Origin of the sequence: uncultured Streptococcus sp., from assembly GCF_905372115.1 — a bacterium.
Lineage (GTDB): Bacteria > Bacillota > Bacilli > Lactobacillales > Streptococcaceae > Streptococcus.
In genome coordinates, this window is the sequence record NZ_CAJPNR010000018.1 from 1 (window position 1) to 21,571 (window position 21,571).

At 44.5% G+C, this 21,571-nt stretch carries 18 protein-coding genes and 16 tRNA genes; all 34 read left to right on the top strand.

Annotated elements, in window-relative coordinates:
• The first annotated feature begins 66 nt into the window (after positions 1 to 66).
• A tRNA-Asp gene (locus tag QZ169_RS06370) sits at positions 67 to 139 on the top strand.
• A 32-nt stretch (positions 140 to 171) separates the two neighbouring features.
• A tRNA-Lys gene (locus QZ169_RS06375) sits at positions 172 to 244 on the top strand.
• Between the two features lie 5 nt (positions 245 to 249).
• Positions 250 to 331: transfer RNA gene (locus QZ169_RS06380), tRNA-Leu, on the top strand.
• Positions 332 to 347: 16 nt separating this feature from the next.
• Positions 348 to 420 (top strand) — tRNA-Thr (locus tag QZ169_RS06385).
• Positions 421 to 434: 14 nt separating this feature from the next.
• Positions 435 to 506 (top strand) — tRNA-Gly (locus tag QZ169_RS06390).
• A gap of 7 nt (positions 507 to 513) precedes the next feature.
• Positions 514 to 599: transfer RNA gene (locus QZ169_RS06395), tRNA-Leu, on the top strand.
• Between the two features lie 31 nt (positions 600 to 630).
• Positions 631 to 704, top strand: a tRNA-Arg gene (locus tag QZ169_RS06400).
• 19 nt (positions 705 to 723) lie between these two features.
• A tRNA-Pro gene (locus QZ169_RS06405) sits at positions 724 to 797 on the top strand.
• A gap of 5 nt (positions 798 to 802) precedes the next feature.
• Positions 803 to 876, top strand: a tRNA-Met gene (locus tag QZ169_RS06410).
• Positions 877 to 889: 13 nt separating this feature from the next.
• Positions 890 to 963, top strand: a tRNA-Ile gene (locus tag QZ169_RS06415).
• A gap of 12 nt (positions 964 to 975) precedes the next feature.
• Positions 976 to 1,065: transfer RNA gene (locus tag QZ169_RS06420), tRNA-Ser, on the top strand.
• Between the two features lie 19 nt (positions 1,066 to 1,084).
• Positions 1,085 to 1,158, top strand: a tRNA-Met gene (locus QZ169_RS06425).
• 5 nt (positions 1,159 to 1,163) lie between these two features.
• A tRNA-Phe gene (locus QZ169_RS06430) sits at positions 1,164 to 1,236 on the top strand.
• A gap of 20 nt (positions 1,237 to 1,256) precedes the next feature.
• Positions 1,257 to 1,327 (top strand) — tRNA-Gly (locus tag QZ169_RS06435).
• A gap of 33 nt (positions 1,328 to 1,360) precedes the next feature.
• A tRNA-Ile gene (locus tag QZ169_RS06440) sits at positions 1,361 to 1,434 on the top strand.
• A 9-nt stretch (positions 1,435 to 1,443) separates the two neighbouring features.
• A tRNA-Ser gene (locus QZ169_RS06445) sits at positions 1,444 to 1,531 on the top strand.
• Between the two features lie 73 nt (positions 1,532 to 1,604).
• Entirely contained in the window at positions 1,605 to 2,420 is an 816-nt protein-coding gene (mreC, locus tag QZ169_RS06450; RefSeq protein WP_295505465.1) for a rod shape-determining protein MreC, read from the top strand.
• Between the two features lies 1 nt (position 2,421).
• The gene (gene mreD, locus QZ169_RS06455) at positions 2,422 to 2,910 is read left to right on the top strand and encodes a rod shape-determining protein MreD (RefSeq protein ID WP_295505467.1); all 489 of its coding nucleotides are present in this window, start codon (positions 2,422 to 2,424) and stop codon (positions 2,908 to 2,910) included.
• 96 nt (positions 2,911 to 3,006) lie between these two features.
• Positions 3,007 to 4,221: a peptidoglycan hydrolase PcsB gene (gene pcsB, locus QZ169_RS06460; protein WP_009660204.1), complete on the top strand. Its 1,215-nt coding sequence runs from the start codon at positions 3,007 to 3,009 to the stop codon at positions 4,219 to 4,221.
• Between the two features lie 124 nt (positions 4,222 to 4,345).
• The gene (locus tag QZ169_RS06465; protein ID WP_002928639.1) at positions 4,346 to 5,311 is read left to right on the top strand and encodes a ribose-phosphate diphosphokinase; all 966 of its coding nucleotides are present in this window, start codon (positions 4,346 to 4,348) and stop codon (positions 5,309 to 5,311) included.
• Positions 5,312 to 5,619: 308 nt separating this feature from the next.
• On the top strand, positions 5,620 to 6,189 hold the full coding sequence (locus QZ169_RS06470; RefSeq protein WP_295505472.1) for a hypothetical protein: 570 nt from the start codon (positions 5,620 to 5,622) through the stop codon (positions 6,187 to 6,189).
• Positions 6,190 to 6,283: 94 nt separating this feature from the next.
• Positions 6,284 to 7,129: a class B sortase, LPKTxAVK-specific gene (gene srtB / locus QZ169_RS06475; RefSeq protein ID WP_295505474.1), complete on the top strand. Its 846-nt coding sequence runs from the start codon at positions 6,284 to 6,286 to the stop codon at positions 7,127 to 7,129.
• 179 nt (positions 7,130 to 7,308) lie between these two features.
• Entirely contained in the window at positions 7,309 to 8,481 is a 1,173-nt protein-coding gene (locus QZ169_RS06480; protein WP_295505476.1) for a pyridoxal phosphate-dependent aminotransferase, read from the top strand.
• Positions 8,474 to 9,247 (top strand): DNA repair protein RecO, encoded by a 774-nt coding sequence (gene recO / locus QZ169_RS06485; RefSeq protein ID WP_295505479.1) that lies wholly within the window; start codon positions 8,474 to 8,476, stop codon positions 9,245 to 9,247. Before QZ169_RS06480 ends, recO begins: the two co-directional genes overlap by 8 nt.
• A 5-nt stretch (positions 9,248 to 9,252) precedes the next feature.
• On the top strand, positions 9,253 to 10,251 hold the full coding sequence (gene plsX / locus QZ169_RS06490; RefSeq protein ID WP_295505482.1) for a phosphate acyltransferase PlsX: 999 nt from the start codon (positions 9,253 to 9,255) through the stop codon (positions 10,249 to 10,251).
• Positions 10,252 to 10,253: 2 nt separating this feature from the next.
• On the top strand, positions 10,254 to 10,502 hold the full coding sequence (locus tag QZ169_RS06495; protein ID WP_002926485.1) for an acyl carrier protein: 249 nt from the start codon (positions 10,254 to 10,256) through the stop codon (positions 10,500 to 10,502).
• Positions 10,503 to 10,655: 153 nt separating this feature from the next.
• Positions 10,656 to 11,363 (top strand): phosphoribosylaminoimidazolesuccinocarboxamide synthase, encoded by a 708-nt coding sequence (purC, locus tag QZ169_RS06500; protein ID WP_268687847.1) that lies wholly within the window; start codon positions 10,656 to 10,658, stop codon positions 11,361 to 11,363.
• A gap of 19 nt (positions 11,364 to 11,382) precedes the next feature.
• Positions 11,383 to 15,117 (top strand): phosphoribosylformylglycinamidine synthase, encoded by a 3,735-nt coding sequence (locus tag QZ169_RS06505; RefSeq protein WP_295505486.1) that lies wholly within the window; start codon positions 11,383 to 11,385, stop codon positions 15,115 to 15,117.
• A 98-nt stretch (positions 15,118 to 15,215) separates the two neighbouring features.
• On the top strand, positions 15,216 to 16,655 hold the full coding sequence (gene purF, locus QZ169_RS06510; protein WP_295505489.1) for an amidophosphoribosyltransferase: 1,440 nt from the start codon (positions 15,216 to 15,218) through the stop codon (positions 16,653 to 16,655).
• Positions 16,656 to 16,669: 14 nt separating this feature from the next.
• The gene (locus QZ169_RS06515; RefSeq protein ID WP_125435421.1) at positions 16,670 to 17,878 is read left to right on the top strand and encodes a PD-(D/E)XK nuclease family protein; all 1,209 of its coding nucleotides are present in this window, start codon (positions 16,670 to 16,672) and stop codon (positions 17,876 to 17,878) included.
• Positions 17,875 to 18,894 (top strand): phosphoribosylformylglycinamidine cyclo-ligase, encoded by a 1,020-nt coding sequence (gene purM, locus QZ169_RS06520; protein WP_295505492.1) that lies wholly within the window; start codon positions 17,875 to 17,877, stop codon positions 18,892 to 18,894. Before QZ169_RS06515 ends, purM begins: the two co-directional genes overlap by 4 nt.
• On the top strand, positions 18,891 to 19,442 hold the full coding sequence (gene purN / locus QZ169_RS06525) for a phosphoribosylglycinamide formyltransferase (protein ID WP_295505493.1): 552 nt from the start codon (positions 18,891 to 18,893) through the stop codon (positions 19,440 to 19,442). Before purM ends, purN begins: the two co-directional genes overlap by 4 nt.
• 44 nt (positions 19,443 to 19,486) lie before the next feature.
• On the top strand, positions 19,487 to 19,951 hold the full coding sequence (locus QZ169_RS06530; RefSeq protein ID WP_295505495.1) for a GNAT family N-acetyltransferase: 465 nt from the start codon (positions 19,487 to 19,489) through the stop codon (positions 19,949 to 19,951).
• A gap of 1 nt (position 19,952) precedes the next feature.
• Positions 19,953 to 21,500 carry a bifunctional phosphoribosylaminoimidazolecarboxamide formyltransferase/IMP cyclohydrolase gene (gene purH, locus QZ169_RS06535; protein ID WP_295505497.1) on the top strand — a complete coding sequence of 516 codons (1,548 nt, stop codon included), beginning with the start codon at positions 19,953 to 19,955 and terminating at the stop codon, positions 21,498 to 21,500.
• Positions 21,501 to 21,571: the final 71 nt, after the last annotated feature.

A 21,571-nucleotide genomic window follows, 5' to 3' on the forward strand; every position in this document is an offset into this window, starting at 1 on the left:
GCATCTGCCTTACAAGCAGAGGGTCAGCGGTTCGATCCCGTTAACTCCCATATTCTGAAAAGAATAGGTCCCGTAGTGTAGCGGTTATCACGTCGCCCTGTCACGGCGAAGATCGCGGGTTCGATTCCCGTCGGGACCGTTGAAGTCGAGAAGATTTCAATAAAAGTAAGAGACTCGTTAGCTCAGTTGGTAGAGCATTTGACTTTTAATCAAAGGGTCACTGGTTCGAGCCCAGTACGGGTCATAAGAGCGGGTTTGGCGGAATTGGCAGACGCACCAGATTTAGGATCTGGCGCTTTAGGGCGTGGGGGTTCAAGTCCCTTAACCCGCATATAAGATAATAATGAGCCGGCTTAGCTCAGTTGGTAGAGCATCTGATTTGTAATCAGAGGGTCGCGTGTTCAAGTCATGTAGCCGGCATTTTTGAATAGGATGCGAACGTAGTTCAGTGGTAGAACATCACCTTGCCAAGGTGGGGGTCGCGGGTTCGAATCCCGTCGTTCGCTTGAGGCGGCCGGGGTGGCGGAACTGGCAGACGCACAGGACTTAAAATCCTGCGATTGGTAACGATCGTACCGGTTCGATTCCGGTCCTCGGCATAGACTTGTAAGAGGCAGTAGAAGAAGATGAGCACCCTTAGCTCAACTGGATAGAGTACCTGACTACGAATCAGGCGGTTAGAGGTTCGACTCCTCTAGGGTGCATTAAGTAATAACTTAAGTTCGGGAAGTAGCTCAGCTTGGTAGAGTACTTGGTTTGGGACCAAGGTGTCGCAGGTTCGAATCCTGTCTTCCCGATAGATGGCGGTGTAGCTCAGCTGGCTAGAGCGTCCGGTTCATACCCGGGAGGTCGGGGGTTCGATCCCCTTCGCCGCTATAATGATCTTGTCGGACCTTTAGCTCAGCTGGTTAGAGCTCTCGGCTCATAACCGAGTGGTCGTAGGTTCAAGTCCTACAAGGTCCATAGTGTTATCTTGGAGGATTACCCAAGTCCGGCTGAAGGGAACGGTCTTGAAAACCGTCAGGCGTGTAAAAGCGTGCGTGGGTTCGAATCCCACATCCTCCTTAGGGACGAATAGTATTGACGCGGGATGGAGCAGCTAGGTAGCTCGTCGGGCTCATAACCCGAAGGTCGTAGGTTCAAATCCTGCTCCCGCAATAGTTGGCTCGGTAGCTCAGTTGGTAGAGCAATGGATTGAAGCTCCATGTGTCGGCGGTTCGATTCCGTCTCGCGCCATACATCATCGTATTGGAAATGCGGGTGTAGTTTAGTGGTAAAACTACAGCCTTCCAAGCTGTTGTCGCGAGTTCGATTCTCGTCACCCGCTTTGAACGAAAGTTCATACCAAGTTTTCGGACTTGGGCGCGTAGCTCAGGTGGTTAGAGCGCACGCCTGATAAGCGTGAGGTCGGTGGTTCGAGTCCACTCGTGCCCATTAAATATTGGAGAATTACTCAAGAGGCTGAAGAGGACGGTTTGCTAAATCGTTAGGTCGGGTAACCGGCGCGGGGGTTCGAATCCCCCATTCTCCGTATGAATAAGGAGTTTAGCATTTGCTATCTCCTTTTCTTATACTTTCTCGTCCTGTTTAGTGAGGTTTTTCTGATGAATCGATTTAAAAAATCTAAGTTTCTGATTTCTTTTTTTGTATTAGTTGTTGCAATGACGATACTCATCCTATCTACCTCTTCTAGTTGGTTTGTATCAACTACTTCAAATATTATTTCATTGGTAGATAGACATGTCGGTTCTCCTTTTGCTTTTGTAGCCGATAAAAAGGAAGAAATGTCAGATTTGATGTCTACTTACAGAGAGAATCAACAACTCAAGAAAAATCTTTATGAGGTTGAGGAAAAGGCTGGGAAGGCAGATTCCTTAGAAGATGAGAATGAGCAGTTGCGAAAACTTCTGGAATTTAAAGAGGCTGATAAAAATCAAATACAAATTGCCAGCGAAGTGATTGCCCGTACGCCAGCATCTTGGAAAAATGAGCTGACTATTGACAAGGGGACATCTGATCATGTGACAGATGCTATGCTAGTAGTCGCTAATGGTGGTCTAGTCGGAAGTGTTTCTGAAACTAGTAGTCAGTCTAGCTTAGTATCTCTACTGACTAACGAGGAAAACTCAACTAAAATTTCTGTTAGAATTCAAACTAAGTCTGGTTCAGTTTATGGGATTATAACTGGATATGATGAAAAAAACTCAGCTTATATCATCAGTCAGTTAAATAGTGCTGAAGATATAAAAGAGGGAGATGAGGTTGCAACCAGTGGCTTGGGCGCTTATAATGCAGAAAATATTCCTGTCGGTAAGGTACTTTCCGTGTCTGAGGCTAAGGATCAGTTAAACAAGGTTGTCCTGGTTAAGCCGGCTGCTGATTTGTCGGATATCCGTGCTGTAATGTTGGTAGGGAACTGATATGAGAGATATTAAAGAACATCTTTTGACTCCTTTTGTTTTATTGATCGACGGGCAGATTTCGACTTTTCTGGCTAATATTCTGCCTTTACAATGGCATTTAGTTAGTCATTTTATCTTTATTTTCATGCTTTTTGTGTCCATCAACCTTTCTAGAAACTACAATATTCTCTTGTTTTGCTGTCTGGGGCTGATTTACGATGTTTACTATTTTCATACCATCGGTATTGCTCTTATTCTTTTTCCTCTTTTAAGTCTCTTGGTTTGTCAGTCTAGTTCGACTATGCTTTTAAATAAATTTACTCGCTTTTTATCTGTTCTGATTCTTGTATTTTTATTTGAATTAACTAGCTTTGCTTTTGCAGTATTTTTGAATCTTTCTAGTTTGAATTTACAGGATTTTGTCCTTAGCAGTCTGGTACCGACTATCCTTCTCAATAGCCTGATTTTCCTCATTTTTCAGCCTATTTTCGAAAAAATGTATTTATGATAAACAAGAAATAAAAATGTAATAAAGGCGTAACATATGATACAGCATTTTCTGGTATACTAGATAATGTCTTATAAGAAGGAGTGTATTATTTTTATGAAGAAAAAACTACTCACATCAATTTTATTGAGTACGGTTATCCTTTCACAAGGAGCTGCACTTGTGAGCGTTAAAGCGGAGACAACTGATGAAAAGATTGCTGCACAAGACAGCAAGATTAATAGTTTGACAGAGCAACAACAATCAGCTCAGGCACAAGTTAACGAGATTCAAGGACAAGTATCTGCTATTCAAAAGCAACAAGAAGAGCTTAAAGCAGAAAATGAAAAATTGTCTGCTGAATCTGCAAAACTTTCTGCTGAGATTGACGAACTGTCTAAAAATATTGTAGCTCGTAATGAGTCACTTGCAAATCAAGCGCGCAGTACCCAAACAAATGGAACTGCTACTAGCTACATCAATACAGTTGTAAATTCTAGCTCTATCACAGAAGCTATCTCTCGTGTGGCAGCTATGAGCGAAATTGTTTCAGCAAATAATAAAATGCTGGAACAACAAAAGAAAGATAAAGAAGTAATTGCTGAAAAGCAAGTTGCGAATAATGAAGCTATCAATACTGTAATTGCTAACCAAGAGAAGTTAGCTGATGATGAGCAAGCTTTGGCAACAAAACAAGCTGAACTGAAAGCAGCTCAGGCAAGTCTTGCAGCTGAAAAAGCGACTGCTGAAAACGAAAAGAATTCTCTTCTTGAAGAAAAAGCAGCAGCTGAAAAAGCAGCAGCTGAAGCAGCGGCTCGTGAAGCAGCTTATAAAGCAGAGCAAGAATCAAAACGCCAAGCAATTGAAGCTTCGGGAAATACCACCCTGCAAGCTCAAGTTCAAGCGGTTGTCAATTCAGCTCCAGCAGCTGAAGCAGCGGCTCCAGCAGCACCTGCAGTAACTCAATCTGTTGCCCGTGCAAATAGACCAGTTTATAGCTCATCTGCCTCTTCTTATCCAGTAGGTCAATGTACTTGGGGTGCTAAGACATTAGCTCCTTGGGCTGGCGATTACTGGGGTAATGGTGGACAATGGTCAGCAAGCGCAGCAGCAGCAGGCTTCCGTGTTGGTTCACAGCCAGAAGTTGGAGCAATTGCATGTTGGACTGACGGTGGATACGGACACGTTGCAGTAGTAACAGCTGTTCAATCTACTACAAGCATCCAAGTATCAGAAGCGAACTACCTTGGACAACAATCAATCGGTAACTACCGTGGATGGTTTAACCCAACAACTGCACAAGGTACAGTTTCATATATCTATCCGAACTAATCAGTAAAAAGCGCCTCTGGCGTTTTTTATTTTTAATTGAAAAATCAACTGAAAAAAGTTACAATGGTAGTTGGGAAAAGTTGTAATTGGACAATGAAAGACGATTTAGAATCTGGAGGGAATCATGTCTTTTTCTGATTTAAAACTCTTTGCTCTTTCTTCTAATCAAGAATTAGCGCAGCGTGTTGCTCAAGAGATTGGATTGCCACTTGGGAAATCAACTGTCCGTCAGTTCTCTGATGGTGAGATTCAAGTGAATATTGAAGAATCTATTCGCGGGAAACACGTCTTTATTTTGCAGTCTACCAGTTCGCCAGTCAATGATAATTTGATGGAAATTTTGATTATGGTAGATGCTTTGAAACGGGCTAGTGCTGAATCCATCAATGTTGTCATGCCTTACTATGGCTATGCTCGACAGGATCGCAAGGCTAGAGCTCGTGAGCCAATTACATCTAAATTAGTTGCCAATATGTTGGAAATCGCTGGTGTGGATCGGATGCTGACTATTGATTTGCACGCAGCACAAATCCAGGGCTTCTTTGACATCCCAGTAGACCATTTGATGGGCGCGCCTTTGATTGCTGATTACTTTGAGCGCCGTAATATGACAGGGGGCGACTATGTGGTAGTCAGTCCGGACCATGGTGGTGTGAGTCGAGCCCGTAAGTTAGCAGAGTTTCTGAAAACCCCGATTGCGATTATTGATAAGCGTCGCAGTGTAGACAAGATGAATAGCAGTGAAGTCATGAACATCATTGGTAAGGTGGAAGGAAAAACTTGTATTCTAATTGATGATATGATTGATACAGCGGGAACTATCTGTCATGCAGCTGACGCTCTCGCTGAGGCGGGGGCTGTAGAAGTCTATGCTAGCTGTACGCATCCAGTCTTGTCTGGTCCGGCTATGGATAATATCCAAAAGTCGGCGATTAAAAAATTGGTTGTGTTGGATACGATTTATCTCCCTCAAGAGCGCTTGATTGATAAGATTGATCAGATTTCCATTGCGCATCTTCTAGGGGAAGCCATTGTCCGTATTCATGAGAAACGACCGCTGTCACCCTTATTTGAAATAGGGAAAAAATAATCTGATATGTATGGCTGGGAAGTTTGATTCCTAGCTCCTTTCTATTCCTACTATCTTTTTTAAAAAAAGTCCAACATTCACTTTAAAAGAAAACTCAAATTACTTGATGTTTCAAATATAAATAAATGACCATTTAAATAGTTGGTAAATTGACAATTTGTCTCATCCCTTGGTATTCTTTGATTTTAGAAATTTTTATGTAGTAAAATTCTTGACTTTTTTTAGAGTTCGAACTATACTTAGTAGTAGGTAATATTAGGTAACGGGGAGTTACAATTATTTTTGAAAAGTAAAGAGGAGATGAGATAATGAAAAAGGTTTTACTTTCAAGTGCTGTAGCCCTTTCTCTTTTCGCGGCTGCTGCACCAGTATTTGCTGAGGGTACAGCCAGTCTTTGGGTTAATGACATTGATAATAATGAAGTTCCCCAAGGGAATACGGACGCAGAATCCGGCAAAGTTATGGATGAACTGCAGGCCTATAGAGACGCACAATCAGCTCTGGATCAGCAAGTTGCTGAAGCTAAGAAAGCACCAGTTGGTAAAAGTGCAGTGATGGAGGATCAGGCTGGTAACAAAGTTCTTGTTATTGGTGAAGGAGAGTCGGCTAATGCGGATCAGTCTTCAGCGGCACCGTCTACCACAGATCCATCTACACCGGCTTATTCGGCGGCACCTTACTCTACAGCCTCTTCATCAGTTCCGACTTTTCCGGTACCGTCTCAATCTTCGGCGGCATCCTCTTCAGCAGCAGGTAAAAAGAGGACTAAAAAATCAGAAAATAAAGCAAAAAAAGCTCCGGAAGTAAAAGAAGAAAACAAGGAAAATGAGGAAAACTCTGAAGACAAGTCACTTCCTAAAACAAGTGCGGTGAAATAATTTTGTCTTTAATTTGTGCTAACGCCTAAATATCACTGAGCCTTTGTTCGGTGATATTTTTTATCAAAAATGAAAAATAAAGGATTTTTAAATTATGCAAGAAAAAGATAGGAGTCAAGCTTCGAATAAGAAACAGCTTCTTGTTGTTGGCATCTGCCTCCTGCTGATTGTTCTGGTTATTTTTTCTGTTTTTTATGCTTTCCGTTCTTCAGGAACAGGCAGTAAGCCTAGAGTTTCGCCACCCAGCAGGATTGAAACGTCAAGCTCTTCTACAGCAGACTCCAGTCAGACAGAAAAGGATTATTTAGCAGAGCGTTTTGCTAAACTGAAGGCTGTGAATTCAGAAACGATAGGCTATGTCTATGCTCCTGGTACACAGTTGGATGAGCCGGTGGTGCAAACGAAAGATAATGAAACTTATTTGCTGAAGACTTTTGAAGGCAATCATGAGCCTTATATGGGTGCGGTCTTCATGGATAAAGATAATCATAAAGATTTCAGTGATCGTCTGACCTGGCTTTTCGCTCATGCTCGGGGCAGCAAGGCAGGAGATCATCGCATGTTTAATGATGTCAACTACTATGATCGTCAGGATTATTTTGACAAACATAGGTATGTCGTGATTGAGACTCCTGAGCGTAAGTATTATTATCAAGCTATGGGACTGGTCATCGTGCCGGAAGAGACTGCTTTTTATCGGACGGAGTTTAAGGATGACGAGGACTTTACGACTCAGCTTAGAAATATCTATGAGGCTGCTCGGACAAAGGATCCCAAGATCCAGATTAAGGCGAGCGACCGGTATTTGGTTCTTTCAACCTGCCGTGAGGAAGATGATACGATTCGTTCTAATCTTTATTTGCGGCAGATCCCTGATTCAGAACTGCCAGATTTTCTGGCCAAGCATGGCAAGGAATTGACCTATACTCCGACTCGTTGACTGGCCGGTTACATGAGATGTGGCTATATCCATTATCTGCCAGAGAAGAATTTTAAGGAAAGGAAAAAAGGGACTGAGTGCAAGCTTAGTCCTTTTTCTGCATAAGAAATCATGTAATAGCTTTTGCTATGCTTCTGCATTTATAGTATAATAGTTCTATTGAGTGGCTGGAGGTATGTATGGATTTAAGTAAGAAATTTAATAAAAACTTAGGAAAAATAGAAATTTCACTGATTCGTCAGTTCGACCAATCAATTTCTGCTATTCCCGGAGTTCTTCGGCTGACCTTAGGGGAGCCGGATTTTACAACACCGGATCATATCAAAGCAGCAGCCAAGGCAGCGATTGATGCTAATCAAAGCCACTACACTGGTATGAGCGGTCTCTTGGAGCTGCGTCAGGCGGCCAGCAGTTTTGTGAAAGAAAAGTACAATCTAAACTATCGCCCAGAAGATGAGATCTTGGTCACTATTGGCGCAACAGAGGCCTTGTCGGCTACGTTGACAGCCATTCTAGAAGAAGGTGACAAGGTCTTGCTGCCAGCTCCTGCTTACCCAGGCTATGAGCCCATTGTCAATCTAGTGGGGGCAGAGATTGTCGAGATTGATACAACGGCCAATAACTTTGTCCTCACTCCAGAGATGCTGGAAGCGGCTATTTTAGAACAGGGCGAGCAGCTAAAAGCGGTCATTCTTAATTATCCAGCCAATCCGACCGGCGTGACTTATTCGCGGGAGCAGATAAAAGCTCTGGCGGATGTCCTGGGAAAATACCAAGTCTTTGTGGTCTGCGATGAGGTCTATTCTGAGCTGACCTATACAGAGCAGGGGCATGTCTCCATCGCGGAGTATCTGCCAGAGCAAACCATTGTCATCAACGGCCTGTCTAAGTCTCATGCCATGACTGGCTGGCGGTTGGGCTTTATCTTTGCTCCAGCAGTTTTCACTGCTCAGCTGATTAAGAGCCATCAGTATCTCGTAACAGCGGCCAATACCATGGCTCAGTTTGCCGGCATTGAAGCCCTGACAGTTGGGAAAGATGATGCGGAGCCAATGAAGGCTGAATATATCCAGCGTCGTGATTACATCATAGAGAAAATGGCAGAGCTAGGCTTTAAGATTATCAAACCAGACGGGGCTTTTTATATTTTTGCTAAGATACCAGATGGTTATAATCAAGATTCTTTCGCTTTTCTGCAGGATTTTGCAGAGAAGAAGGCTGTGGCCTTTATCCCGGGAGCGGCTTTTGGTCAATACGGAGAAGGCTATATCCGGCTGTCCTATGCGGCTAGTATGGAGACGATTAGAGAAGCTCTGAAGCGCCTCAAGGACTACATGGAGGACTATGCTTAAATCTCTAACAAGTCAAGGTCTGGTTCTCTATAATCGCAATTTCCGTGAGGATGATAAGCTGGTCAAGATCTTTACGGAACAGGCTGGTAAGCGTATGTTTTTCGTCAAGCATGCTGGGAAATCTAAGCTAGCACCCGTCATTCAGCCTTTGACTGCGGCGAACTTGCTGATGAAAATCAATGATGATGGCCTTAGCTATATCGAGGACTATCAGGATGTAGTCGCCTACCATCGCATCAATGAGGATTTATTCATCATGGCCTATGCCAGCTATGTGGCGGCCTTGGCAGATGCCAGTCTTCAGGACAATCAGCCGGATCCGGCGCTCTTTGCTTTTCTGCAGAAAACCCTGGAGCTGATGAATGATGGTCTGGACTATGAAGTGCTGACTAATATCTTTGAGATTCAGATTTTGTCACGTTTTGGAGTTTCGTTAAACTTCCATGACTGTGCCTTTTGTCATCGGACGGGTCTGCCTTTTGACTTCTCTTTTAAATATAGCGGAGTCCTTTGCCCTGATCATTACCATCAGGATGAACGGCGCTGTCATCTGAATCCTAATCTTCCTTTTCTGCTGGACCAATTTCAGGCGGTCCGTTTTAGCGAATTGGAGACCATTTCTTTGAAGCCAGATATTAAAAAGCAGCTGCGGGATTTTATCGACCTGCTCTATGATGAATATGTCGGCATCCATCTCAAATCCAAAAAATTTATAGATTCTCTGGGGGACTGGGGAAGCATTTTAAAAGATAAGAACGAGGAATAAATCGAATGAAAAAAATAGCTGTTGATGCTATGGGAGGGGACAATGCCCCTCAGGCTCTGGTGGAAGGAGCCAATCAGGCGGTACAGGAGTTTTCGGATATTGAAATTCTTCTTTATGGCGATGAGGCGAAAATTAAGCCTTATCTGACTGCTGGTGAGCGGGTCCGCATCATCCACACGGAGGAAAAGATTGACTCGGACGACGAGCCGACCAAGGCCATCCGTCAGAAGAAAGAGGCTAGTATGGTTCTGGCAGCCAAGGCTGTGAAGGCAGGGGAAGCAGATGCCATGCTGTCTGCTGGAAATACTGGAGCGCTTTTGGCGGCGGGTTTCTTTATCGTAGGGCGTATCAAGAACATTGACCGACCGGGTCTCTTATCTACTATGCCAACGGTTGGCGGTCAGGGATTTGATATGCTGGATCTGGGAGCCAATGCTGAAAACACAGCCCATCATTTACACCAGTATGCGACTTTGGGTTCTTTCTATGCTGAAAATGTCCGAGGAATCAAGAAGCCGAGGGTAGGTCTCTTGAATAACGGAACAGAAAGCAGCAAAGGTGACCCTCTGCGCAAGGAATCCTATGAGCTTTTAGCTGGGGATTCAACACTTAACTTTATCGGCAATGTAGAAGCGCGTGATTTGATGGATGATGTGGCGGATGTTGTCGTTGCAGATGGCTTTACTGGTAATGCTGTTCTGAAATCAATCGAAGGAACTGCTATCAGTATCATGGGTCAGCTGAAGAAGTCTATTTTAGGCGGTGGTTTTAAGGCTAAATTGGGAGCTTGGCTGCTCAAGGACAGCCTGCGAGGACTCAAAAATAGTCTGGACTATTCTAGTGCAGGCGGTGCAGTTCTATTTGGCTTGAAGGCACCTGTTGTCAAAACGCATGGCTCTAGCGATGCTAAGGCTGTTTATAGCACGATTCGTCAAATTCGGACCATGTTGGAAACAGATGTTGTTGGTAAATCGGTTATTGAATTTTCAGATGCAAAGGAGTAAACATGAGCGAAAAAGAAATTTATGCAAAAATTGTCGAAATCATTCAAGAACATGACAGCAGCAAGCTGCATATCACTCCAGAACTGAGCTTGAAAGAGGAGCTGGGAGTGGACTCTGTTGATTTGATGGAATTTATCATCAATCTGGAAGAAGCTTTTGATATTGAGATTCCTGATGAGGATATGGATAACTTCAAAACAATTTCCGATGTGGTGGCTTATATCCATGAGAAACTGAAGAAGCAACATTAAAAATCAAAGATCGGTATCTTCCGGTCTTTTTTCGTATCTTAGAAAGGAAACGATTTCTTTAACTGGATACAGAAAGTTTATACGGAATTTCTTGTAAAATATATTCAAAGATGATAAAATGAGGGTATAAAACCACGAAAGGCGAATATTAAAATGTCTAATAAGTTGTTATATTCGGGAAAAGCCAAGGATATTTTCTCTACAGATGATGAGCAAGTCATTCTGGCACGCTACAAGGACCAGGCAACGGCCTTTAATGGAGTCAAGAAGGAGCAGATTGCTGGTAAAGGAGTGCTCAACAACCAGATTTCATCTTTTATTTTTGAGAAACTCAATGCAGCTGGTGTGGCGACGCATTTCATTAAGAAGGTTTCGGATACGGACCAGCTAAATAAAAAAGTAGAGATTATTCCTTTGGAAGTGGTGCTGCGCAACTACACAGCGGGTTCTTTTTCCAAACGTTTTGGAGTAGAAGAGGGCATCGCGCTTGAAACTCCGATTGTGGAATTTTACTACAAAAATGATGATTTGGACGATCCTTTCATCAATGACGAACATGTGAAATTCTTGAAGATTGCCAGCGACGAAGAAATTGCCTTTTTGAAAGAGGAGACTCGTCGGATCAATGAGCTCTTGTCAGACTGGTTCCGCCAAATCGGACTGAAATTGATTGATTTCAAGTTAGAGTTCGGCTTTGACAAAGATGGCAAGATTATTCTGGCAGATGAATTTTCACCAGACAATTGCCGTCTCTGGGATGCGGAAGGCCATCACATGGACAAGGACGTTTTCCGACGTGGCCTTGGTGAACTGACAGATGTCTATCAGGTTGTTTGGGAAAAATTGCAGGCGATTAAGTAAGGACAGGGTGTGAAAAATCATGGACAAGCGTATTTTTGTAGAGAAGAAGAGCAACTTCGGTGTGAAGTCACGAAGCTTGGTGAGAGAGCTGACGCACAATCTTCAGTTGAAAACATTGTCAGATCTTCGGATGATTCAAGTTTATGATGTCTTTCATCTGGCAGAAGATTTAGTTGATCGTGCTGAAAAGCATATTTTCTCCGAGCAAGTGACAGATAGATTGCTGACGGAGGAGGAAGTAGAGGCTGCACTTGCAGAGACAGCGTTTTTTGCCATCGAAGCGCTGCCGGGTCAGTTTGACCAGCGGGCAGCCAGCTCTCAGGAGGCCCTCTTTTTGCTCGGTGCTGGGACAGATGTTCTGGTGAGAACCGCTCAGCTTTATTTGGTCAATAAAGACATCTCAGACAGCGAGTTGGCAGCAATCAAGAAATACTTGCTGAATCCAGTTGATTCACGCTTTAAAGATATTGAGCAACCAATCCAGCTGGAGCAGTTCTCCGAGTCTGACAAGACCATTCCGGTTCTGGACTTCTTTAAGGACTATACGGAAGCGGACTTTAAAGCCTACAAGCAGGAGCATGGTCTGGCAATGGAAGTGGCAGATTTGCTCTTTATTCAGGACTATTTCAAATCGATTGGTCGTTTCCCGACAGAAACAGAGCTCAAGGTTCTGGACACTTACTGGTCCGACCACTGTCGACATACGACCTTTGAGACGGAGTTGAAGAAGATTGATTTTTCGGCTTCTAAGTTTGAAAAGCAGCTGCAGGCTACTTATGATAAATATTTGGCTATGCGCGATGAGCTGGGTCGTGGGGACAAACCGCAGACCCTCATGGATATGGCGACTATTTTTGGTCGCTACGAGCGAGCTAATGGCCGTCTGGATGACATGGAAGTGTCTGATGAGATCAATGCCTGCTCAGTAGAGATTGAAGTAGATGTGGATGGTGTCAAGGAGCCTTGGCTGCTGATGTTTAAAAATGAAACCCACAACCACCCAACAGAAATTGAGCCCTTTGGTGGGGCTGCGACTTGTATCGGAGGAGCCATTCGTGATCCGCTTTCTGGCCGTTCTTATGTTTATCAGGCTATGCGGATTTCAGGTGCGGGCGATATTACCCAACCGATTGCTGAAACGCGGGCTGGCAAGCTCCCTCAGCAGGTTATTTCAAAAACTGCAGCGCATGGCTATTCTTCTTACGGGAATCAAATTGGTCTAGCGACGACCTATGTCCGTGAGTATTTCCATCCAGGCTTTGTTGCTAAGCGGATGGAGCTGGGTGCGGTTGTCGGTGCGGCTCCTAAGGAAAACGTCGTCCGTGAAAAACCAGCAGAGGGTGATGTGGTCATCTTGCTGGGAGGCAAGACGGGTCGTGATGGTGTCGGTGGAGCAACTGGCTCGTCCAAGGTGCAGACAGCTGCGTCTGTGGAGACGGCTGGCGCAGAAGTACAAAAAGGAAATGCTATTGAGGAACGCAAGATTCAGCGCCTCTTCCGCGATGGCAATGTGACTCGCCTCATCAAGAAATCAAATGACTTTGGGGCCGGCGGTGTCTGTGTGGCTATTGGCGAATTGGCAGATGGGCTGGAAATTGACCTTGATAAGGTACCGCTCAAATACCAAGGACTTAACGGTACAGAAATCGCGATTTCTGAGTCGCAGGAGCGGATGGCAGTAGTGGTCCGCCCAGAAGATGTCGAACAATTTATCGCTGCGGCAGCTAAGGAAAATCTACTGGCAGTCGTTGTGGCTAAAGTGACGGAAAAGCCAAATCTAGTCATGCACTGGAACGGGGAAACCATCGTCGATATTGAGCGGAGTTTTCTGGATACCAATGGTGTGCGCGTGGTTGTGGACGCCAAGGTTGTGGATGCTCAAGCAGCACTGCCAGGGCAGACTGTGACTTCTGAAGCAACCTTGGAGCAGGACCTCAAGAGCATGCTCAGCGACCTCAACCATACCAGTCAAAAGGGGCTGCAGACTATCTTTGACAGCTCTGTTGGCCGCTCTACTGTCAATCATCCTATCGGCGGGCGCTACCAGATTACGCCGACTGAGGCTTCTGTGCAGAAATTACCAGTTGAGCATGGCAAGACTGAGACGGTCTCTGTGATGGCACAAGGCTACAATCCTTATGTGGCAGCTTGGTCGCCTTATCATGGAGCAGCTTATGCAGTGATTGAAGCGACAGCTCGCTTGGTTGCTGTTGGTTCAGACTGGTCCAAGGCTCGCTTCTCTTATCAGGAGTACTTTGAGCGGATGGACAAGCAAGCTGAGCGTTTTGGACAGCCAGTCTCTGCTCTGCTTGGTTCCATTGAAGCTCAGATTCAGCTAGGTTTGCCGTCTATCGGTGGCAAGGATTCCATGAGCGGAACTTTTGAAGAATTGACAGTACCGCCAACCTTAGTAGCTTTTGGCGTGACTACTTCAACTGCTGGGCGCATCCTGTCTCCAGAGTTTAAGGCAGCAGGAGAGTCCATCTACTATCTGCCAGGACAGGTCCTGTCTCAGGATATTGACTTTGACTTAATCAAGAATAACTTTGAAAATTTTGCGGATATTCAGTCCAAGTATCAGATTACAGCCGCCGCCGCTGTCAAATACGGTGGCCTAGCAGAGAGTCTGGCCTTGATGAGCTTTGGTAATCGTATCGGTGCCCAAGTGGATGTTGCTGACTTGTCTTCCGTTTTGCAAGCGCAACTGGGCGGATTTGTCTTTACCAGTCCTGAGCAGGATATTCCAGGTGCAGTGAAGATCGGTCAGACCAAGCCAGACTTTACACTGATTGTCAATGGTGTCCAGCTTGAGGGAGCAGAGCTTTTGGCAAGCTTTGAAGGCCGACTAGAGCCTATCTACCCGACAGAATTTAAACAGGAAACAGTTATTGAAGAAGTGCCGGCTCTTGTCGCTGATACGGTTATCAAAGCCAAAGAGACAGTGGCGGAGCCGCTGGTTTACATTCCAGTCTTCCCTGGAACCAACTCAGAATACGATTCAGCCAAAGCCTTTGAAGCAGCTGGAGCCAAGGTCAACCTAGTTCCATTCGTTACTTTGGATGAAGCAGCCATTGTCAAGTCCGTTGACACCATGGTTGACAACATTGACAAGTCCAATATCATCTTCTTTGCAGGTGGCTTCTCTGCTGCAGATGAGCCAGATGGGTCAGCTAAGTTTATCGTCAACATCCTTCTCAATGAGAAGGTCAAGAAAGCTATTGATACTTTCATTGCTCGCGGCGGTCTCATCATTGGTATCTGTAATGGCTTCCAAGCTCTGGTTAAATCTGGTCTTCTTCCTTACGGAAACTTTGAAGAAGCAGGTGCCAGCAGTCCAACTCTCTTTTACAATGATGCCAACCAGCACGTGGCCAAGATGGTGGAGACCCGCATTGCCAATACCAACTCGCCTTGGCTGGCTGGTGTACAAGTGGGAGATATCCATGCCATTCCGGTTTCACATGGTGAAGGGAAATTTGTCGTGACAGCTGAGGAATTTGCTGAGCTGCGTGACAATGGTCAGATTTGGAGTCAGTACGTAGACTTCGATGGTCAGCCAAGCATGGACAGTAAGTATAATCCAAACGGCTCTCTCTACGCTATCGAAGGGATTATGAGCAAGAACGGTCAAATCATCGGGAAGATGGGCCACTCAGAGCGTTATGAAGACGGTCTTTTCCAAAATATTCCAGGTCAGAAAGACCAGAAATTGTTTGAAAGCGCCGTTCGTTATTTCCAAGCGAGTCACGAATAAAGTTGGCTTGCAAGAGCAAGCAATCAAAAAAGGAGTCTGCTTGGCCTGAAAGGTCAGGTTTTCTCCCTTTTACAAGACAAAAGAATTTAGGTAAAACAATGACATACGAAGTAAAGTCACTGAATGAAGAGTGCGGTATTTTTGGAATCTGGGGCCATCCACAGGCGGCTCAAGTCACCTATTTCGGACTCCATAGTCTGCAGCACCGCGGTCAGGAAGGAGCTGGCATCCTGTCAAACGACCACAGGAAGCTCAAACGCCACCGCGATTTGGGATTGGTTGCAGAGGTCTTTAAGAACCCAGCAGATTTGGACAAACTGACAGGAGAAGCAGCCATCGGCCACGTCCGCTATGCAACGTCTGGCGGAGCCTCTATCAACAATGTCCAGCCTTTCTTCTTCAGTTTCTATGATATGCAGATGGGCTTGGCGCATAATGGCAATCTGACCAATGCCCACTCACTGAGACGGGAGTTGGAAAAGAGGGGTTCCATCTTTGCCAGCTCGTCTGATACGGAAATTCTCATGCACTTGATTCGCCATAGTAAGCAGGAAAATTTCTTAGACAAGCTCAAGGAATCCTTGAGACGAGTTCAGGGCGGCTTTGCCTATCTCATCATGAGAGAGGATAAGCTCTACGCTGCGCTGGATCCTAATGGCTTTCGTCCTCTGTCCATCGGCCGCATGAAAAATGGGGCCTGGGTCGTTTCCAGTGAAACCTGTGCTTTTGAAGTGGTGGGTGCCGAATGGGTGCGCGACCTTGAGCCGGGGGAAATCGTAATTATCGATGATGAAGGCGTGACCTATGACAGCTATACGACAGATACCCAGCTAGCTATTTGCTCAATGGAATATGTCTATTTTGCTCGGCCGGACAGCGTCATTCACGGGGTCAATGTCCATTCAGCCCGTAAGAGGATGGGCCGCAGACTAGCTCAGGAATTCCAACATGAGGCAGATATCGTTGTCGGCGTGCCTAATTCTTCCTTGTCAGCGGCCTCTGGCTTTTCCGAAGAATCTGGTCTGCCAAATGAAATGGGTCTGATTAAAAATCAATACATCCAACGGACTTTTATCCAGCCAACGCAGGAGTTGCGAGAGCAAGGAGTTCGTATGAAATTATCAGCTGTTTCCAGTATTGTCAAGGGCAAGCGCGTGGTCATGGTGGATGACTCTATCGTTCGGGGAACGACCAGTCGACGTATCGTCCAGCTCCTACGAGATGCAGGTGCAGCTGAAGTCCATGTAGCTATCGGCAGTCCAGAACTTAAATATCCATGTTTCTACGGCATTGATATTCAGAATCGTCGCGAGCTCATCTCGGCCAATCATACGGTTGATGAGGTCTGTGAGATTATCGGAGCTGATAGTCTGACCTACCTGTCGCTGGAAGGCCTCATTGAATCCGTCGGTATTGAGACAGATGCTCCAAATGGCGGGCTTTGTGTGGCTTACTTTGACGGTCAGTACCCAACTCCGCTCTATGATTATGAAGAGCGCTATCTGGAAAGCCTGAAGGAGAAGACGAGTTTTTATTGAGAGGTAGATAAGGTTTGATAAATGAGGACAAACTAGCTAATTTTTTGCTTTATCTTGAAAATCAATCAGAAAAAGATTTTTCAAAATGGCTCACTGGTGTAAATATTTTTGAGATTCTTGGAATAGAAAGTGCAGAAATCCGTCATAGCCGAGTCCTAGCATGGTTGCTTGATCCAAGAGAAAATCATTATTTAAAAGATAAATTTTTGAAAAAATTTTTACTTAAAGTTATTCAGAATAATTTAGTAGTACCTGAGATAGAAACAACAGAGGTGTTATTGAAAGACTTTTCTAAAGGGGAAGTTTTTAGAGAAAGTAAAAATAATATTGATATTCTATTTTCTAACTCGGAGTATAAATTTAATCTTATCATTGAAAATAAAATATTTACTTCTGATCATGATAATCAACTTACAAAGTATCGAACATTTGTTGAGAATTCCTATGTTGGATACCGGAATATATATATTTACTTGACGCCTAATGGAGATAGTCCAGTAGATGCTAGTATTGAGGAAAGAAATTATTGGAAGTTACTTTCTTACAAAGAAGTTTCAGACATTTTAGAAGAGTTATTCCACGATGATAGTACTGATGATAAAGTAGCTTATATTATCAAAGAATACAATGACAATATTAGGAGAAATATTTTGAATGATTTAGAGTTGAAAGAATTGAGTGCAGAAATTTATTTTAAATACAAGGAAATTTTGGATCTTATTATTGATAATCGACCCACTACCAGTGTTTTTCGTGAAAAACTTATTGAGATTCTAAATAGTCTAAGCGAGCAGAATAGATTAATATTTAACGAAAAATATTGCTCTAAAACTTTTTTGCGATTTAGGACAAAACAGCTAGATGATTTTTTAGAGAATGTTATTAATGATAATAATAGAGAATGGTTAACAGGTTCGTCATATTTTTATGAAATTACTTACGATAATTTTCAGGCCGCTGTATATCTATCTATTTCTTTAAAGAATCAGACAGAAGTTCAGTCTAAGAAGTTGGCTACGGTAACTCATAGTAGTTATAGTAAATATGGATTTAATACATCAAATAGATTTTTAAGTTTTGATGCTTCTGAAGAAAATTTATTGCTTACAGAGACATTCAATAGTTTAATCAAATTCTTACATGAGAATCTTCAACAGATTGATGAATTTGAAAAGGATTTAATTCTCAAGTGGACCGAGTACCAAAAGGAGGGATTGGAATGAGTAAAAATGCATACGCTCAATCCGGTGTGGATGTTGAAGCAGGTTATGAAGTTGTTGAGCGAATCAAAAAGCATGTGGCGCGTACAGAGCGGGCTGGCGTCATGGGGGCGCTGGGTGGCTTTGGCGGAATGTTCGACCTATCTCAGACTGGGGTCAAGGAGCCGGTGCTGATTTCTGGTACGGATGGCGTCGGAACCAAGCTAATGCTGGCCATTCAGTATGACAAGCACGATACCATTGGGCAGGACTGTGTGGCTATGTGTGTCAATGACATCATTGCTGCAGGGGCTGAGCCCCTTTACTTCCTGGACTATATTGCCACTGGGAAAAATGAACCAGCAAAGCTAGAGCAAGTTGTTGCTGGTGTGGCTGAAGGCTGCGTCCAGTCTGGAGCTGCCTTGATTGGCGGGGAAACCGCTGAAATGCCTGGGATGTACGGTGAAGATGATTATGATTTGGCTGGCTTTGCTGTCGGGGTTGCTGAGAAGTCAGAGATTATTGACGGTTCTAAAGTCGCTGAGGGTGATGTGCTACTGGGGCTGGCTTCCAGCGGTATTCACTCTAACGGTTATTCCCTTGTTCGCCGTGTTTTTGCGGACTATACGGGTGAGGAAGAACTGTCAGAATTGGAAGGTAAAAAACTCAAGGAAGTGTTGCTTGAGCCGACTCGTATCTATGTCAAGGCTTTGCTGCCGCTGATTAAGGAAAAGTTGGTTCATGGGATTGCCCATATTACTGGTGGCGGTTTTATCGAAAATGTGCCTCGCATGTTTGCCGATGACTTGGCTGCTGAGATTGAAGAAGACAAGATTCCAGTCTTGCCGATTTTTAAGGCCTTAGAAAAATATGGTCACATCAAGCACCAAGAAATGTTTGAAATCTTCAATATGGGACTGGGGATGATTTTGGCCGTAGCTCCTGAAAATGTGGATCGTGTCAAAGAACTTCTTGACGAGCCTGTTTATGAAGTTGGGCGGATTGTCAAAAAAGAAAGTGAAAGTGTCCTTATCAAATGAAAAAAATTGCCGTTTTTGCTTCGGGCAATGGATCAAATTTCCAAGTGATTGCTGAGCAGTTTCCTGTTGAATTTGTCTTTTCAGACCATCGAGATGCCTATGTGCTCGAGCGGGCGGATAAGCTAGGTGTCAAAAACTATGCCTTTGAGCTTAGAGAGTTTGACAGTAAGGCGGCTTACGAGCAAGCCATTGTAGACCTGCTAGAAGAGTACCAGATTGACTTAGTTTGCCTAGCAGGCTATATGAAAATCGTTGGGCCAACCTTGCTTGGCGCTTATGAAGGCCACATTATCAATATCCACCCAGCCTACTTGCCAGAATTTCCAGGAGCTCATGGGATTGAGGATGCTTGGAATGCTGGTGTTGCTGAGAGTGGTGTTACCATTCACTGGGTGGACTCCGGTGTGGATACTGGTAAGATTATCCAGCAAGTGCGCGTGCCGCGACTAGCTGATGATACGATTGAAAGTTTTGAAGAACGCATCCATGCCGCTGAGTATCAACTCTATCCACAAGTGCTGGAAAGTTTAGGGGTGGGGAGAAGATAAGAAGTAAATCAAGTTTTGATTGTGCAATATTGCTAGGAGAAAAAATGATTGAGCTGAAATTAGTAGATGAGAGCAATTTTCAGGCAGTGCTGGATTTGAAAATCTCTGAAGCTGATGAACGAGCACGTTTTGTAGCTCCAAATGTGCGCTCTTTAGCTGACGCATGGCTCTACCGGAAAAATGAAGATGTGTTTCCGATGGCAATCTATTGGGATAAGCAAGTGGTTGGCTTTCTCCTGCTGGAAATAGACAAGGATGAAGCGGAATTCTTTATCTGGCGAATAATGATTGGTCAGCAGTACCAAGGAAGAGGTTATGGTCGAAAAGCCTTGGAAGTTCTAATCAAAGAGGCTCAGATGGATAGAGCTTGCAGTCATATTATTGCAGATTATGTAGTTGGAAATGAAAAAATGAAGCACCTGCTGACTAGTCTAGGTTTTCAGGAAACAGGATTTATAGAAGAGAATAACGAAGTCGCTATGCGCTTGGACCTAAAGAAAGAGGAATAGAATGACGAAAAAAGCCTTGATCAGTGTATCAGACAAGACAGGCATTGTAGAATTTGCGAAAGAGCTGAAAGCTCTGGGCTGGGATATCATCTCAACCGGTGGGACCAAGGTTGCCCTTGATAGTGTTGGGGTGGGCACCATTGCTATTGATGATGTGACTGGTTTTCCAGAGATGATGGATGGTCGTGTCAAGACTCTCCATCCTAATATTCACGGTGGCCTCTTGGCTCGTCGGGACTTGGATAGCCACTTGCAAGCGGCCAAGGACAATCAGATTGAGCTCATTGACCTGGTCGTGGTGAACCTCTATCCTTTTAAGGAAACCATTCTGAAGACAGGTGTGGAGTATGCGGACGCGGTGGAAAATATTGACATCGGTGGGCCCTCTATGCTTCGCTCTGCGGCTAAAAATCATGCCAGCGTGACGGTTGTTGTAGATCCGGCTGATTATGCTCTTGTTCTGGAAGAGTTGGCAGCAAATGGCCAAACGACCTATGAAACGCGGCAACGCTTAGCCGCCAAGGTTTTCCGTCACACGGCTGCTTATGATGCTTTGATTGCGGACTATTTCACAGCTCAGGTGAACGAAAGCAAGCCTGAAAAGCTGACCTTGACTTATGAGCTTAAGCAGCCCATGCGCTACGGGGAAAATCCCCAGCAGGATGCTGATTTCTATCAGACTGCTTTGCCACTGGGCTATTCCATCGCTTCCGCTAAGCAGCTGAATGGAAAAGAGTTGTCTTTCAACAACATTCGCGATGCCGACGCGGCCATTCGGATTATTCGAGATTTCAAGGATCGGCCAACTGTTGTGGCGCTAAAACATATGAATCCTTGTGGCATTGGTCAAGCGGATGATATCGAGATAGCTTGGGACTATGCCTATGAGTCTGATCCAGTTTCTATTTTTGGTGGGATTGTCGTCCTCAACCGCGAAGTAGACGCTGCGACAGCTGAGAAGATGCACGGTATTTTTCTGGAAATTATCATCGCACCGAGCTATACGGCAGAAGCGCTAGCTATTTTGACCAATAAAAAGAAAAATCTGCGGATTTTGGAATTGGCTTTTGATGCGCAGGCAGCTTCTGGAGTAGAGAAGGAAGTGACTGGTGTTCTGGGCGGTCTCCTCGTGCAAAATCAAGATGTTATCGAGGAAAATCCAGCTGATTGGCAGGTCGTGACCAAGCGCCAGCCGAGCGAGCAGGAGCGCGTGGCTTTGGAATTTGCTTGGAAGTCCGTCAAATATGTCAAATCCAATGGTATCATCATCACCAATGACCGTCAGGTGCTGGGAGTCGGTCCCGGTCAGACTAACCGCGTGGCTTCTGTCAAGATTGCTATTGAGCAAGCTAAAGATTGCCTTGATGGTGCCGCTCTGGCTTCTGACGCTTTCTTCCCTTTTGCGGATAATATTGAAGAAATCGCAGCCGCTGGTATCAAAGCTATCATCCAGCCTGGTGGATCCGTTCGTGATGAGGAATCTATTGTCGCAGCTGACAAGCATGGCTTGACTATGATTTTCACCGGCGTACGGCATTTTAGGCATTGAGAAATATAAAAAATCCTCGGCTCGACCGAGGATTTTTGAGTAGACTTATACTCAATGAAATTCATGAATAA